Here is a 13,840-nt window from a genome sequence, read left to right on the forward strand (position 1 = left end):
GGCAGCCCGCCGGTGGCGAAGATCGAGCCGGGGCAGAAACAACTGGTGCGCCTGACCCGTACCAAAGAAGTGCCGCCGGGGCAGGAACTGGCCTACCGGATCATCATCGACGAAATCCCCTCGGCGCAACCGCCCTCGGCAGACGGCGGCAAGACAGCTGCTGCGATCCGCTTCCAGATGCGTTATTCGGTGCCGCTGTTCGCCTACGGCGCGGGGCTGTGGAGCAAAGAGGACAGCACCCGCCCGCGCGACCCCAAAGGCATTGGCCTGCCGCAATTGAGCTGGCGCACCGTGGCGGTGGACGGCAAGCCTTATGTGGAAGTGCGCAATCAAGGTGCGGTGCATGCGCGATTGACCGATGTCGCGATCAAACAGGGCGGGCAGAGCAAACCGCTGGCGGAAGGGCTGCTGGGTTATGTGCTGCCGGGCGCGGTAATGCGCTGGCCGGCGCCGGCACCAGCGGCGGATGCGGCGTTGCAGGTGCGGGTCAACGGTGCGCCGCAGGTACAAAATATCACCCCGGCAAAGTAAGCAACGGTCTCGGCTTCATGGAGAGGTTTTGTGGCGAGGGAGCTTGCTCCCGCTCAGGCGCCAAGCAGTCGTAAATCGAGCCTGCGCGCTGTCTCTGGATAGACCGGATGGGGCCACTGCGCAGCCCGGCGGGAGCAAGCGCTGGCCACAGAGATTGCGTCGGGCCCGATAGACACGGGCTCGGCCACCGCAGTATCAGGAGGATTCAGTCCATTGACGGACGTAATACGTGTATGAGCCGAGGATTGGCTCGCCGTCTTCAGCGTCCGTTGTGGCTCATGACCGGCGCGTGTTGCCTGGTGCTCATTTCACCACTGGAGGCCGGCGAACTGCCGCCGCCACCCAGCGGCATGGAGGCCGTCAGTGATGCTCAGTTGTTTCTCGAACTGGTGGTCAATCAGATGAACACCGGGCGCGTGGTGGCGGTGCAGCAGCGCGGCGGACGCCTGTTTCTGCCGACCACGGCGTTACGTGAAACCGGTATGGCCCTGCCTGAAAATGTCGGCGCCGAAGTCGACCTCGACAGCCTGCCGGGGCTGCACAGCGATTACGACAGCGTCGGTCAGCGCCTGCTGCTGGACGTGCCGCCGGACTGGTTGCCGGAGCAGTTCATCGGCAATCGCCAGGCCTATCCACGAACCCCGGCCCTGAGCAGTTTCGGCGCGCTGTTCAACTATGACCTGTACCTCAACGACACCGACGACGCTGGCACCTACCTCGCCGCGTGGAACGAAGTGCGGGTGTTTGACAGTTGGGGCACGCTGTCCAATACCGGGCAATACCGGCGCACGTTATCGGGTGATTCGCTCAGCACGCTGAACAACGGCTACCTGCGTTACGACACCACCTGGCGTTACTCCGATGACGAGCGAATGCTCACCTATGAAGCGGGCGACGTGATCAGTGGCGCCTTGCCGTGGAGCAGTTCGGTGCGCTTGGGCGGTGTGCAGTTCTCGCGGGACTTCGCGGTGCGGCCGGACCTGGTCACGTACCCGTTGCCGCAATTCGCCGGTGAAGCGGCGGTGCCGTCCTCGGTGGATCTGTTCATCAATGGCTACAAGTCCAGCAGCGCCGAGTTGCAGCCGGGCCCCTACACTCTGACCAACATTCCGTTCATCAATGGCGCGGGCGAAGCCGTCGTGGTGACCACCGATGCGCTCGGTCGGCAGGTCTCGACCACCGTGCCGTTCTATGTCACCAGCAGTCTGCTGCAAAAGGGCTTGAGCGATTTTTCGGTGGCCGCCGGCAGCTTGCGGCGCGACTATGCCCTGAAGGATTTCAGTTATGGGCCGGGCGTCACGTCCGGCAGCCTGCGCTATGGCGTCAGCGACAGTTTCACCCTCGAAAGCCATGCCGAAGCCTCCGATTCGCTGACCCTCGGCGGCCTCGGTGGCAACCTGCGCCTGGGCAATTTCGGCGTACTCAACAGCGCCATGAGTCAAAGCCGTTTCGACGGCGAGGGCGGTCAGCAATTAAGCCTGGGTTATCAGTACAGCAACCAGCGTTTCAGCTTTTCCTATCAGCGCCTGCAACGCCACGACCAATACGCCGACCTGACGGTGGTCGACAGCCCCTATATCAGCCTCAGCCGGCGCAGCGAACAGGCGACACTGAGCCTCAATCTCGACCGCTGGGGCAGCCTCGGCGCCGGTTATTTCGATGTCCGCGCAGCCGATGATTCGCGCACACGCCTGCTCAACCTGAGCTGGAGCAAACCGCTGTGGCGCAACAGCAGCTTTTATCTGTCGGCCAATCGCGAGATCGGCGACAGCAACTGGGCGGTGCAGGCGCAACTGGTGATTCCGTTCGATCTGCGCGGCAGCCTGGCCATCAGCAGCGAACGCAGCAAGACCGGCCAAAGCCAGCAGCGGGTCAATTACAGTCGCGCGGTGCCGAGCGAGGGCGGGGTAGGCTTCAATCTGGGTTATGCCAAGGGTGATGGCGCCGACTACCGTCAGGCCGACGTCACCTGGCGTTTGCAATCGGTGCAATTGCAGGCCGGTGTCTACGGCACCTCCGACGCTGAAACCCGGTGGGCGGATGCCAGTGGTTCGCTGGTGTGGATGGACCGCCAGGTGTTCGCCGCCAATCGCATCGATGATGCGTTTGTGGTGGTCAGCACTGATGGTTTTGCCGACATTCCGGTGCGCTACGAAAACCAGCAGGTCGGCCAGACCGACAAGAACGGTCACTTGCTGGTGCCGTGGAGCAGTGCCTATTACCGCGGCAAATACGAAATCGATCCGCTGAACCTGCCGCCGAATGTGCGCAGTCCCAACGTTGAGCAACGCATTGCCGTGCGCCGAGGCAGTGGCTATTTGCTGGAGTTTCCACTGAGCCGGATCGTCGCGGCGAGCATCGTCCTTGTCGACGCCCAGCAACGCGAGTTGCCGCTGGGCGCCGGGGTCGTGCATGAGCAGAGCGGCACGCGGACCGTGGTCGGTTGGGACGGCCTGGTCTATCTGGAAAACCTTCAGGCGCAGAACTCATTGCAGGTGACCCTGGCCGACGGCAAGACCTGCCAGGTGCAATTCAACGTCGACATGAACCAGAACCAGGTGCCGTTGATTGGCCCGTTGGTGTGCCGATGATCAGTGCGCGGTTTTGCCTGTGGCTGGCGCTGATGCTGCCGGGGGCCGCTCAGGCCCTGTGTTCGGTGGTGAGTACCACGCCGGCGGCCTTCGGCACGATCAGTTCGATCGCCGTGCGCACGACTTCGCAGCCCAGTTCGACGCTCAATGGCGGGTTGAGCTGCACCGGTTCACTGCTGTCGTTGCTGACCAGTAGCGACCACTTCTGGGGCACCGTCTCCTCGACTCAAAGTGGCCTGGTCGGGCCGACGGGCGACGTCATCAATTACACGCTCTACGCCAACAACAGCACCAGCTACCCGCTGACCCGTGGCACCGCTTATGACTTCGCCCGCAACGGCATCATCGATGCCTTGGGCCTGCTCAACGGCACCACGCCGAAAACCGTGCCGCTGTACCTGAGGACAACCATTGGCAGTAATGTTGCCGCCGGCGTATACACCGAGACCCTGAGCATCTTCTGGAACTGGAATTACTGTTCGGGGATCGGCATCGGTGCCATCTGCGTCGGGCGCGATATCAATAACGGCACCACGACGCTGACGGTCAACCTGACCGTTTCCAACGATTGCACGATTACCGCGCCGAACATCGCCTTCGGCAGCGCGCCGGTGATCAGCGCCTTCACCCCGGTGACCGGGCAAACCATCAATCTGGCGTGCACCAAGGGCAGCGCCTACACCGTGGGCTTGAGCGACGGGCAAAATGCGGCCAGCGTCGGCGGACGCCGGCGAATGATCTCCGGGAGCAATTATCTGGCCTACGACATTTTCAAAAGCGCCGGCACCACGCGCTGGGGCAGCGTCGGCGCGGCGCGGCGGGCGAGTACCGACGCCGAGGTCAATCCCGGCAACGGCCAGGGCACCGGCAGCCAGATCTTCAACTACAACGCGAAAATCTACACCGACCAGACCACGCCACCGGCGGGCACCTATTTGGACAATGTGGTGCTCGATGTCGGTTTTTGAACCTTCGCGATATTGCCTGATAACCACAATCCCTGTGGGAGCGGGCTTGCCCGCGATAGCGGTGGATCATGCAAAATAAATGTTGAATGTGCCGGCCTCATCGCGGGCGAGCCCGCTCCCACAGGGTTTTGCGGAGTACTCAGAATTGCAGTGATCGCGCTGCCGGGGAATCGGTAGGGCTGATCATTGCGTAGTTGTAGCCTTCACCCGACCAGTACTCGGCCTGCAAATCCCCGTCGCTGCGTTTGCCGCGTGGCAAAAAGGTGTTTTTCGGCCCGGGCGGGCGTACGTAAAAACTGACCTTGTGGCCGCTGCCATCCTCATACATCACCATTGCCGCCGGCCCCTCATCGGTGCTCAGCAGACGGCCGCTGACCGCTTGAAACCCGGCCGCTGTCAGGTCCGGCAAACGGCTGGCCCGGGAGAAATAACGGTCGAGCCAGCGCTGCATGTCGCCGTCATTCTCAACCTTGTAATCCGCCGGCAACATGCCTTGCTGGGCGATCAATCGATAAGCCTGCAAGGCATCGGTCATCGGCAACATCGAGGAACGCACGAGGGTCATTTCGCGCGCCTGCCAGCCACTGAAACCACCGACGCTGACGGCGATCAGCAACACCGCTGCACTGGCCAGATGACGATGTGACTGACGCTGGCGCCGCTGCCGAATCATCGTCGGATCAAGCGCCGGATTCGCCGGTTGCTGCAGGGCACCGCCAAGGGCAGCGCGCAGTTGCTGGGCGTCCTGTTGCCAGGCGCGCACTTGCGCGGCTTCATCCGGGTGAGTGGCCAGCCAGGTGTCCAGCACACGCCGGTCGGCCTCGCTGAGTTGGTGGTCGACATAAGCGTGCAAATCACGCTCGCTGGGGGGCAGGCTGATCATTTGAGTCTCCGCAGAGAAGGGCTGGTGATTTCGCCGTCGCTGAGTTGGCGCAAGGCCTGGCGGGCGCGGGACAGGCGCGACATCACGGTGCCGATCGGGGCGCCGAGGATCTCGGCGACCTCTTTATAGGTCAGGCCTTCCACCGACACCATCAGCAGCAGGGCACGCTGTTCGGTGGGCAAGCGGTCGAAGGCTTGCAGGGTCGATTGGGCAATCACCGTGCGTTCCACCGACGGTTCGGCATCGTCACGCCCGGTGAAAAATTCGAGCATGCGCGCATACCGTCGCGAGCGGCGATGGGCATCGAGAAACTGCCGATACAGGATCGCGAACAGCCAGGCCCGCAAGTCGCCATCGGCGCGTTTGGCGCCCCAACTCGACAGCGCCCGCTCCAGGCTCGCCTGCACCAGATCGTCGGCGCTGCTGCTGTTGCGCGTCAATGACACGGCGAAGCGGCGCAATCGGGGGATCAATTCCCGCAGTGGCTCGTCAAGGTCGTTCATGGAGAGGTGGTCATGGGCTGGACATCTCACGGGCCGGATAAGCAGTGTTGAACAGAAAGACGTCTCCCGCCGTAAATTATTCCCTCCGGCGTTATGAAAATGTTCATCCCTGCTTTTGTAGGAGATGTCGCTGCGTTTTGTAGTCCGTGTAATGGATTCAGATTTCCCTGCTCAACCCTTTTGACAGACGCGTTTGGCGACCGGTGCAGCCCAGCTCAACCGGCCAGAAGTGACTGGACACATTGTCGGGAAATAAGGGAAATCCAATGCAAGCGTTAGTGATGAAAAACCGCTCGGTATCGAGCTTCGAGCCGAAGGTCATTGTTGAATCCGATCCATGGCAGCGCTTCGGTTGCGGCCCTCTGGTCGAGCCGAGCGCGGCATTGATTCACCGCGCCATCGAAGCGCAAGCCAGTGCCCGGCCTGAGGCCATCGCGGCGCAATGTCAGGGGCAATCGATTACTTACGGCGAGTTGAACCGTCAGGCCAATCGGCTCGCGGTCAATTTGATCCAGCGCGGCGTGGTCGCAGGCGATCACGTGGCGCTGTTTGTCGAGCGCTCGATTCCGATGCTGGTGGGCATGTTGGCAGTGTTGAAAGTCGGCGCGGCCTACATCCCTCAGCATGTGGGCATCACTCCTGCCTCCCAGTTGCGCCACATCATGACCGTTGCCCGGGTACGCGTTGTTCTGACGTTGTCGGCGCTGGCGCCGGCGATTCCGCTGACGGCGGCCGAGCAATGCATCCACCTGGATGAATTCATCCGCGAAGAAAGTGTTGCCAGCGATGAGTTGAATATCTGTGGCGAAACGGCATCGCCGGACTCACTGTGTTTTGTGCTGTTTACCTCAGGCACTACCGGCCTGCCCAATGGGGTACGCGTGACCCAGCGCAACGTGTGCAACATCTTGCTGACGACGCCGGGCAATCTCGGTATGCGCCCTGGCTGGAAGGTCGGCCAGATCCTCAACATCGCCTTTGATATGGCGGCCTGGGAAGTATTGGGTTGCCTGGCCCACGGCGCCACGCTGTTGATCCGTGGCAAAGACATCGCGCAGACCGCCGAGCAGTGCGACGTGCTGATTGCGACGCCGTCGATTCTCGCCACGCTTGACCCCGCACGTTGCCGCCAGGTGAAGGTCGTCGCCTTGGCAGGCGAACCGTGCCCACAACCATTGGCAGACCGCTGGGCCGCATTTTGCAGTTTTAACAACGCGTGCGGACCGACCGAAACGACCATCGTCAACACCCTGCAGCACTATCAGGGATCGGGACCGCTGACGATCGGTAAACCGACGCCGAACAATACCGTTTATGTACTCGATGAGTCGGGGCAACTCTGCGCCCCCGGTGAGCAAGGCGAAATGTGGGCGGGGGGCGATTGCGTCACGGCGGGATATCTGGGCAATCCTGAGCTGACCGCCGAGCGGTATCAGCCTGATCCCTTTCTGGGTGACGGGCGGATGATGTTTCGCACCCGTGATCTGGGACGTTGGACCGAAAACGGCGAGTTGGAGCACTTGGGGCGTGTCGATGATCAGGTCAAGGTCAGAGGTTTTCGGGTGGAACTCGACTCGGTGTCAGCGGCGCTGGAGGCTGCACCGAATTGCGAGCGCGCGGTCACGCTGAAGCTCGACAGTCGTCAACTGGTGGCGTTCGTTTATCCGGCTTCCACGAACGTCGATGTGGCGCGTTTGTATTGCGAAGAACGACTCGCTTATTACTGCGTGCCTTCTTTGATTCTCGCGGTCGATGACATTCCGCTGACCTCCCGGGGCAAGGTCGACAAGCGTCTGTTACTGGCGAGAGCACTCGCACATCAAGCGGAAAATACCTGCACCGAACAGCAGGTGCCGGCATGAACGCAGTGGATGCAAACGTCGAATTACCCGCCAAACCGGCACGTTGGCGGCGCCTCGGAACGCTGCCGGTGTTCTCGCACTACAACCGTCTGGTCGCGCTGGTATTCGCCTGCAATGTCGCCGCGCTGGTGTTTGGCCTGAGCGGCGGCCAGTGGTGGTCGGGCGCAGGCGTGGATTTGCCTGCGCTCTCGGGCCTGGTGGTGGCGAACCTGTCCATGGCGATATTGATTCGTCAGCAGTACCTGATCAATGCGCTGTTCTGGCTGGCAACGCGAGCACCAACGACCTGGCCGCTGGCCATTCGTCGCTCGCTGGCCAAGGTCTATCACTTTGGCGGATTGCACAGTGGTGGGGCGACAGCCGCCATTGCCTGGTTCGCGGCGTTGTCGGGTTCGATGATCTGGCAGCGGTTTGCAGGGCCTGGCGGGGTTTCGTTGACGCTGATCGGCCTCAGCGGCGGGCTGTTCGGGTTGTTGTTGCTGATTGCAATCATGGCGTTGCCGGGCATACGCGGACGCTTTCACAACGCGTTCGAACGCACGCATCGTTTCGGTGGGTGGGCGGCGCTGGCGCTGTTCTGGGCGATGACGCTGGTGTCTGCTCAAGAGCAGAATCCCACGCTGGCGTTGATGGACGTCCTGCTGCGCTCGGTCTCGTTCTGGATGCTGCTGTTGCTGACGCTGAGCATTGCCTTGCCTTGGCTGCGTTTACGCAAAGTCCCGGTCAGTCTGCTCAAGCCGTCTGCACATGCGGTGATCGCACGCTTCGATCACCACACACCGTTTGCCGGTTCAGCCACGGCGATCAGTCGCCACCCGCTGTGGGAGTGGCACTCTTTCGCCAATATTCCTACACCCGGAGAGGATGGTTTCCGACTGATCATTTCCCGGGCGGGCGACTGGACGGGCGCGTTCATCGAGCAGGCGCCCACGCATGTCTGGGTAAAAGGCATCACCACGGCGGGCGTGGCGCACATTGAAACGCTGTTCAAATCGGTGGTGTATGTCGCCACCGGTAGCGGCATCGGCCCGGTGTTGCCACACCTGTTGGCCAGACAGGTGCCTATTCGCCTGATCTGGTCGACCCGCAGTCCGCGAGCCACTTATGGCGATTCGCTGGTGGATGAAATCCTCGAAGCCCAGCCCGACGCCCTGATCTGGGACACCGATGTGTCGGGAAAACCCGATCTGGTGAAGCTGGCCTATGCCGCCGTGCAGTCATTCGGCGCCGAAGCGGTGATCTGCATATCCAATCAGACGCTGACGCAGCGAGTGGTCGAGGAAATGGAGGCGCGGGGGATTCCGGCCTACGGCGCCATTTGGGATTCCTGACGCCACGCTGAAATTTTCCCTACACATACATTATTCAAGGAATGAGATGAACATGAACCTGTTGATTGAACGACTGGGACGCGTGGTGCTGATCCGGCTTGATCGCCCCCAGGCGCGCAATGCGCTGAGTACGCAGTTGATGACGCAGTTGCTGGAAACGCTGCGCGGGCTCGATAACGATCCGGGAGTCGGTTGTTTCCTTATTACCGGTACGAAGGAGTACTTCGCGGCTGGCGCCGATATCAAGGAAATGTACGCAAAGTCGTACCAGGAGATGATCGAGGAGGACTATTTCGCCGGGTGGGATGCTTTCACCGCCTTCCGCACGCCAAAAGTCGCTGCAGTGGCGGGGTATGCTTTTGGCGGTGGCTGTGAGTTGGCAATGATGTGTGACGTGATCATCGCTGCCGAGTCGGCGCAGTTTGCCTTGCCGGAAATCACCTTGGGCGTTATGCCGGGGATGGGCGGAACCCAACGTCTGACCCGGCTGGTAGGCCGAGCCAAAGCCATGGACATGATTTTGACCGGGCGTTCGATCGGTGCCCGCGAAGCCGAACAGGCCGGACTGGTCTCGCGGGTGACCGCCAACGATGAATTGCTTGAGCAAGCATTGGCCGTCGCACAGCAGATCGCAGGATTTGCGCGAACGGCAACATTGGCGGCCCGCGAAGCGGTGAATCGCGCGGAGGAATCCGGTATGCGCGAAGGCATTCTGTTCGAGCGACGGGTGTTTCATGGCTTGTTCGCGACACCGGACCAAAAGGAAGGCATGCAGGCTTTTTTGCAGAAACGTCCGCCACGGTTTCAGCAGATTTAATCTCTTCAGCGGGGCGTCGTACGCATCGAGGTGAAAGAAACTACAGTTCAAAGGGAATAATCCTACGAGGCGTGCGTCTCATAGCACCTTTCCCTACGGCCGATGGCCCTGGAGTCTTTTCATGGTTGATCGCAGCTCACCGCCCACTTCACCGCCGGGCGGGCCACAGCGCCCGCCATTGAGCGCCGCCAGCCTGATGTTGCGTCTGAGCGGCATCGCCGTGGTCATCGCTGCTGTGGCCGGGGCGTTTGCCTACGTGCATGGCAACTTCGACCCACAACGTCTGACGCCAAAAGCGCTGGTCGATGTGCTGGAGAAAAACAACGGCGTGCATCCTGGGTTTCGTCGCAATCACGCCAAAGGTGTCTGCGTGATTGGCCATTTCGAGAGCAGTGGCGAGGCGCGGGTGTTCTCCACCGCGCAGGTGTTCAATGAACCGCGCACAGCGGTGGTCGGGCGTTTCGCGCTGCCGGCGGGCAATCCTTATGCGCCGGACAGCAGCGTGCCGATTCGCAGTCTGGCGCTGCGTTTTACTCAGGCCAACGGGCAGCAATGGCGCACCGGGATGAACAGCATGCCGGTGTTCCCGGTCGGGACACCTGAGGCGTTTTATCAGTTGCAGCAGGCGCAGTCGCCGGACCCGGCTACGGGCAAGCCTGACCCGAGCAAGGTGCCGGCATTCTTTGCTTCGCACCCGGAAGCGGTGCCGTTTCTGACGTGGGTGAAGACCGCCAAACCGTCCGCCAGTTACGCCACGGAAACCTATAACAGCATCAATGCCTTTTATCTGGTGGACGCCAGCGGCAAAAAGCAGGCGGTGCGCTGGAGCATGGCGCCGTTGGCGCAAGACGCAGCGGGTGCCACTGCACCTGAGGGCGGTGATTTTCTGGAGAAGGATCTGGTGCAGCGCCTGGCCGCCGCACCGCTGCGCTTTCAGTTGAACATCACCTTGGCCAACCCCGATGACCCCGTCAATGACGCCAGTAAAACCTGGCCTGCCGGGCGCAAAGTCGTCAACGCTGGCACCTTGGTGCTGGAGAAAACCCAGCCGCAACTGAGCGGTGAATGCCGCGACATCAACTACGACCCGCTGGTGTTGCCGGCCGGGATTCAAGGCACCGACGATCCGTTGCTCGCGGCACGTTCCGCCGGTTACGCCGATTCTTACCTGCGTCGCACCAGCGAAGTCAGCCAGTTGCCCGCCGCCAAACAGGAGGCTCGCCCATGAGCACTCAACCGACGCATTTCGCTTTGCTGGCGCGGCTGCTGCATTGGCTGATGGCCGTGATGATCATCGCCATGCTGTTTATTGGCGCAGGGATGGTGACCTCCGTTTCCGCGCGGCATGAGTGGCTGATTCATCTGCACAAACCGTTGGGGATCGCGATTCTGGCGCTGGTGATCGTGCGTCTCCTGGTGCGTTTGTGCACCCGCCAGCCACCATTGCCGGCGGATCTGCCGGATTGGCAGGTACTGGCGGCCAAGGCTTCGCACCTGTTGCTGTACGCGTTGATGCTGGTGCTGCCGTTGCTCGGTTGGGCGATGATCAGCGCTTCGGGTGAACCGGTCATGCTCAGCGCCACGTTGCAGTTGCCGTCGATTGTGCCGGCCGATGCGCAGCTGTTTGCGTTGCTGCGCAAGGCCCATGGTTATCTGGCGTATCTGCTGTTTCTCACCGTGCTGCTGCACTTGGCGGCGGCGCTGTTTCATGGTTGGGTGCGCCGCGACGAAGTGCTCGACAGCATGTTGCGCGGCCGCAATCGCAATTAACGGTGGCGAGGGAGCTTGCTTGCGCTGGAGTGCGAAGCAGCCCTCAGGATCTTACGACTGCTGCGCCACCGAGCGGGAGCCAGCCCCCTCGCCACGGTGTGACAATGTTAGCCACCAATAAAAGAGGGCAATGGCATTGATGCCGGCGCCGAGCAGACACACGCCCAGCCACCCGGCCCACGCATACATCGCGGTTGAGCCGATCGAACCCAGCGCGCTGCCGATCGAGTAAAACAACATGTAACCGGCGGTGAGGCGGCTTTGCGCTTCCGGGCGCACGCTGTAGATCATGCTTTGGCTGGTGACGTGGATGGCTTGCAAGCCCAGGTCGAGGGTGATCACGCCAAGCAGCAGCGCCCACAGCGAGGATTGCGTGAGGGCGATGGGCAGCCACGAAGCCAGCATCAATAACAATGAAAGGCCACTGACCCATTGCCCGAGGCCGCGATCAGCCAGATGCCCGGCGCGTGCCGCTGCCAATGCTCCGGCGGCACCGGCGAGTCCGAACAATCCGATTTCACTGTGGGAAAGTGACAGAGGCGGAGCTGCGAGCGGCAGCACCATCGGCGTCCACAGCACCATCGCGCTGGCGAAGGTGAGCAGGGCGAGAAGTGCGCGTTGACGCAGCACCGCTTCTTCCTTGAACAGGCTGAATACCGAGGCGATCAATGCGAAGTAGGAGCTCGCCGGTTGTGGGGTTTCGTGCTTGGGTAATACGCGAAGGAGCAACAGCGCCATCAACAGAGTGAGGCCGGCTGAAAGGAAATAGATAGCTCGCCATCCAGCCAGATCGGCCATTCCTCCAGCGACCGTGCGTGCCAACAGGATTCCGACGACGATGCCGCTGGTGACCACGCCGACCACGCGCCCGCGCTGTTGCGGGATCGCCAGCGTCGCGGCGTAAGCCACCAACACTTGCGTGACCACGGCGAGCAAACCGGTCAGGGTCATGCCGAGCAGCAACCACAGGCTGTTGGGCGCGAGCGCGATCATCAGCAACGCGACCGCCGACAGCAGCGTCTGAGTAACGATCAAGCGGCGTCGGTTGAGCAGGTCGCCGAGTGGCACCAGCAATACCAGACCTACGCCGTAACCGATCTGCGTCAACGTGATAACGATGCCAATGGTTGCCGGCGACAGGGCAAACGCTTCGGCCATGGCATCGAGCAGCGGCTGCGCGTAATACACATTGCCGACCGCGAGGCCACAGGCGACTGAAAACAACAAAACGGCGCCGCTGTTGAGAGGTTTCATGTCCCGAGTCCTTTTAGGTTTCAAAATAAAACCATATCGCCATTTGGTTTTATATTGCAACCTTTATGGGTAAAGCTGAGGACGATAGAAAGCAAAAGATCGCAGTCAGGCTGCGATCTTTTGGTCTTGCGCGGGAGGCGTTAACGCAAGGTGGCGACCATGTCGGCGACAGTGGTCAGCACGTCTTTGCCCAGTTGTTTCGAGCGTTTACCGGACCAGCCGGTTTCCTTGTCAGGGTGATCGTCGTGATCCTTGAACGGCATTTCCAGGGTCAGCGACAGGCAGTCGTATTTCTGGCCGACGCTGTTGCAGGCCAGGGTCATGTTCGCCTGACCCGGCTCATCGCGGGTGTAGCCGTACTTGTTCTGGAAATCTTTGGTGGTGTGTTTCAGATGGTTGCGGAAGTGCTCTTCGAGCTTCTCGATGCGCGGTGTGAAGCCAGGATTGCCTTCGCAACCGGCGGTGAATACGTGAGGGATTTCTTCATCGCCGTGAACATCGATGAACAGGTCAACGCCGTACTGTTGCATTTGCTGCTGCACGAACAGTACTTCCGGGCTGATGTCCTGACTGGCGTTCTGCCAGGCGCGGTTCAAGTCCTGGCCCATGGCGTTGGTGCGCAAGTGACCGTGGAAGGCACCGTCCGGGTTCATGTTCGGCACCAGGTACAGATCGGCGCTGGCCAGCAATTTGTTCAGCACCGGATCATCCTGGCGTTCCAGGCGTTCGATCACGCCTTCCATGAACCACTCGGCCATGTGCTCGCCCGGATGTTGCTGGGCAATGATCCAGACCTTGCGCTGGCCTGCAGCGCCGCTGCCTTTGCGCAGCAACTGAATATCGCGGCCTTCGACGCTTTTGCCGGTGGCCAGCAGTTCGGTGCCGGCCTTGGTCAGCGCCTGCTCGATCAGCCAGTCATGACGACCACGGCTGTAGGGTTCGAAATAGGCGAACCAGGCGTGGGTCTGGGTGGCTTCGAGGCTGAAGCGCAGGCAATCGCCTTCGAAAATGGTCGGCACGCGAAACCAGTTGACGTGATCGTAAGAGGCCACGGCTTGATAACCGGTCCAGGCTTTGTTGTACGAAGATTGGCTGGCGTTATTCAGGCGAAACCAGTGTTCCTGGCCGACGTGCAGGCCGCTGGCCTTGAAGTGGAACCACTGAAAATGGGCGCTGCGGGTGTCCGGACGGATGGCCAGAACCGGACTGAGCGGATTACTGATGTCGATGACTTGGATATTGCCGCTGTCGAAGTTGGCGCTGATGTCGAACGAAGATTTGGCCACGGTCATAATCGCTTCCTGAATATGATTTTTATGGCCGTTACTTT

12 protein-coding genes are annotated in these 13,840 nt (G+C 61.2%); 8 read left to right on the plus strand and 4 right to left on the minus strand.

Annotation, left to right across the window (positions count from 1 at the left end):
* The 3 genes from PMI37_RS14700 to PMI37_RS14710 form a co-directional block, all read left to right on the plus strand.
* On the plus strand, positions 1 to 531 hold a 531-nt coding region (locus tag PMI37_RS14700), incomplete at its 5' end, for a fimbrial biogenesis chaperone (RefSeq protein WP_008082052.1).
* Between the two features lie 233 nt (positions 532 to 764).
* Positions 765 to 3,122, plus strand: coding sequence for a fimbria/pilus outer membrane usher protein (locus PMI37_RS14705; protein WP_008082054.1), 2,358 nt, complete (start codon positions 765 to 767; stop codon positions 3,120 to 3,122).
* Positions 3,119 to 4,090: a Csu type fimbrial protein gene (locus PMI37_RS14710; RefSeq protein ID WP_008082057.1), complete on the plus strand. Its 972-nt coding sequence runs from the start codon at positions 3,119 to 3,121 to the stop codon at positions 4,088 to 4,090. The genes PMI37_RS14705 and PMI37_RS14710 overlap by 4 nt, the downstream gene beginning before the upstream one ends.
* 139 nt (positions 4,091 to 4,229) lie before the next feature.
* Here the strand turns inward: PMI37_RS14710 and PMI37_RS14715 are convergent, their stop codons facing one another.
* Together PMI37_RS14715 and PMI37_RS14720 are read right to left on the minus strand one after the other, a co-directional pair.
* Positions 4,230 to 4,973, minus strand: a complete 744-nt coding sequence (locus PMI37_RS14715; RefSeq protein ID WP_008082058.1) for an anti-sigma factor family protein — start codon at positions 4,971 to 4,973, stop codon at positions 4,230 to 4,232.
* Complete coding sequence (locus PMI37_RS14720; protein WP_008082060.1) at positions 4,970 to 5,476, minus strand: sigma-70 family RNA polymerase sigma factor; 507 nt, start codon at positions 5,474 to 5,476, stop codon at positions 4,970 to 4,972. Before PMI37_RS14720 ends, PMI37_RS14715 begins: the two co-directional genes overlap by 4 nt.
* 281 nt (positions 5,477 to 5,757) lie before the next feature.
* Here PMI37_RS14720 and PMI37_RS14725 point away from each other — a divergent pair, with 281 nt between their 5' ends.
* From PMI37_RS14725 to PMI37_RS14745, 5 genes are all read left to right on the plus strand, one after another.
* Entirely contained in the window at positions 5,758 to 7,338 is a 1,581-nt protein-coding gene (locus tag PMI37_RS14725; RefSeq protein ID WP_052635293.1) for an amino acid adenylation domain-containing protein, read from the plus strand.
* Complete coding sequence (locus PMI37_RS14730; RefSeq protein WP_008082066.1) at positions 7,335 to 8,669, plus strand: hypothetical protein; 1,335 nt, start codon at positions 7,335 to 7,337, stop codon at positions 8,667 to 8,669. The genes PMI37_RS14725 and PMI37_RS14730 overlap by 4 nt, the downstream gene beginning before the upstream one ends.
* A 52-nt stretch (positions 8,670 to 8,721) precedes the next feature.
* Complete coding sequence (locus PMI37_RS14735) at positions 8,722 to 9,486, plus strand: enoyl-CoA hydratase-related protein (RefSeq protein ID WP_045123155.1); 765 nt, start codon at positions 8,722 to 8,724, stop codon at positions 9,484 to 9,486.
* Positions 9,487 to 9,607: 121 nt separating this feature from the next.
* A complete protein-coding gene (locus PMI37_RS14740) occupies positions 9,608 to 10,714 on the plus strand; it encodes a catalase family peroxidase (RefSeq protein WP_008082070.1) in 1,107 nt (368 codons plus the stop codon).
* The gene (locus PMI37_RS14745) at positions 10,711 to 11,256 is read left to right on the plus strand and encodes a cytochrome b (RefSeq protein WP_008082072.1); all 546 of its coding nucleotides are present in this window, start codon (positions 10,711 to 10,713) and stop codon (positions 11,254 to 11,256) included. Before PMI37_RS14740 ends, PMI37_RS14745 begins: the two co-directional genes overlap by 4 nt.
* Positions 11,257 to 11,307: 51 nt before the next feature.
* On the opposite strand, the gene PMI37_RS14750 is transcribed toward PMI37_RS14745, so the two are convergent.
* A complete protein-coding gene (locus tag PMI37_RS14750) occupies positions 11,308 to 12,510 on the minus strand; it encodes an MFS transporter (protein ID WP_008082075.1) in 1,203 nt (400 codons plus the stop codon).
* Positions 12,511 to 12,650: 140 nt separating this feature from the next.
* A complete protein-coding gene (locus PMI37_RS14755; protein WP_008082077.1) occupies positions 12,651 to 13,802 on the minus strand; it encodes a M14 family metallopeptidase in 1,152 nt (383 codons plus the stop codon).
* Positions 13,803 to 13,840: the final 38 nt, after the last annotated feature.

The sequence above is a fragment of the Pseudomonas sp. GM80 genome (assembly GCF_000282515.1).
Lineage (GTDB): Bacteria > Pseudomonadota > Gammaproteobacteria > Pseudomonadales > Pseudomonadaceae > Aquipseudomonas.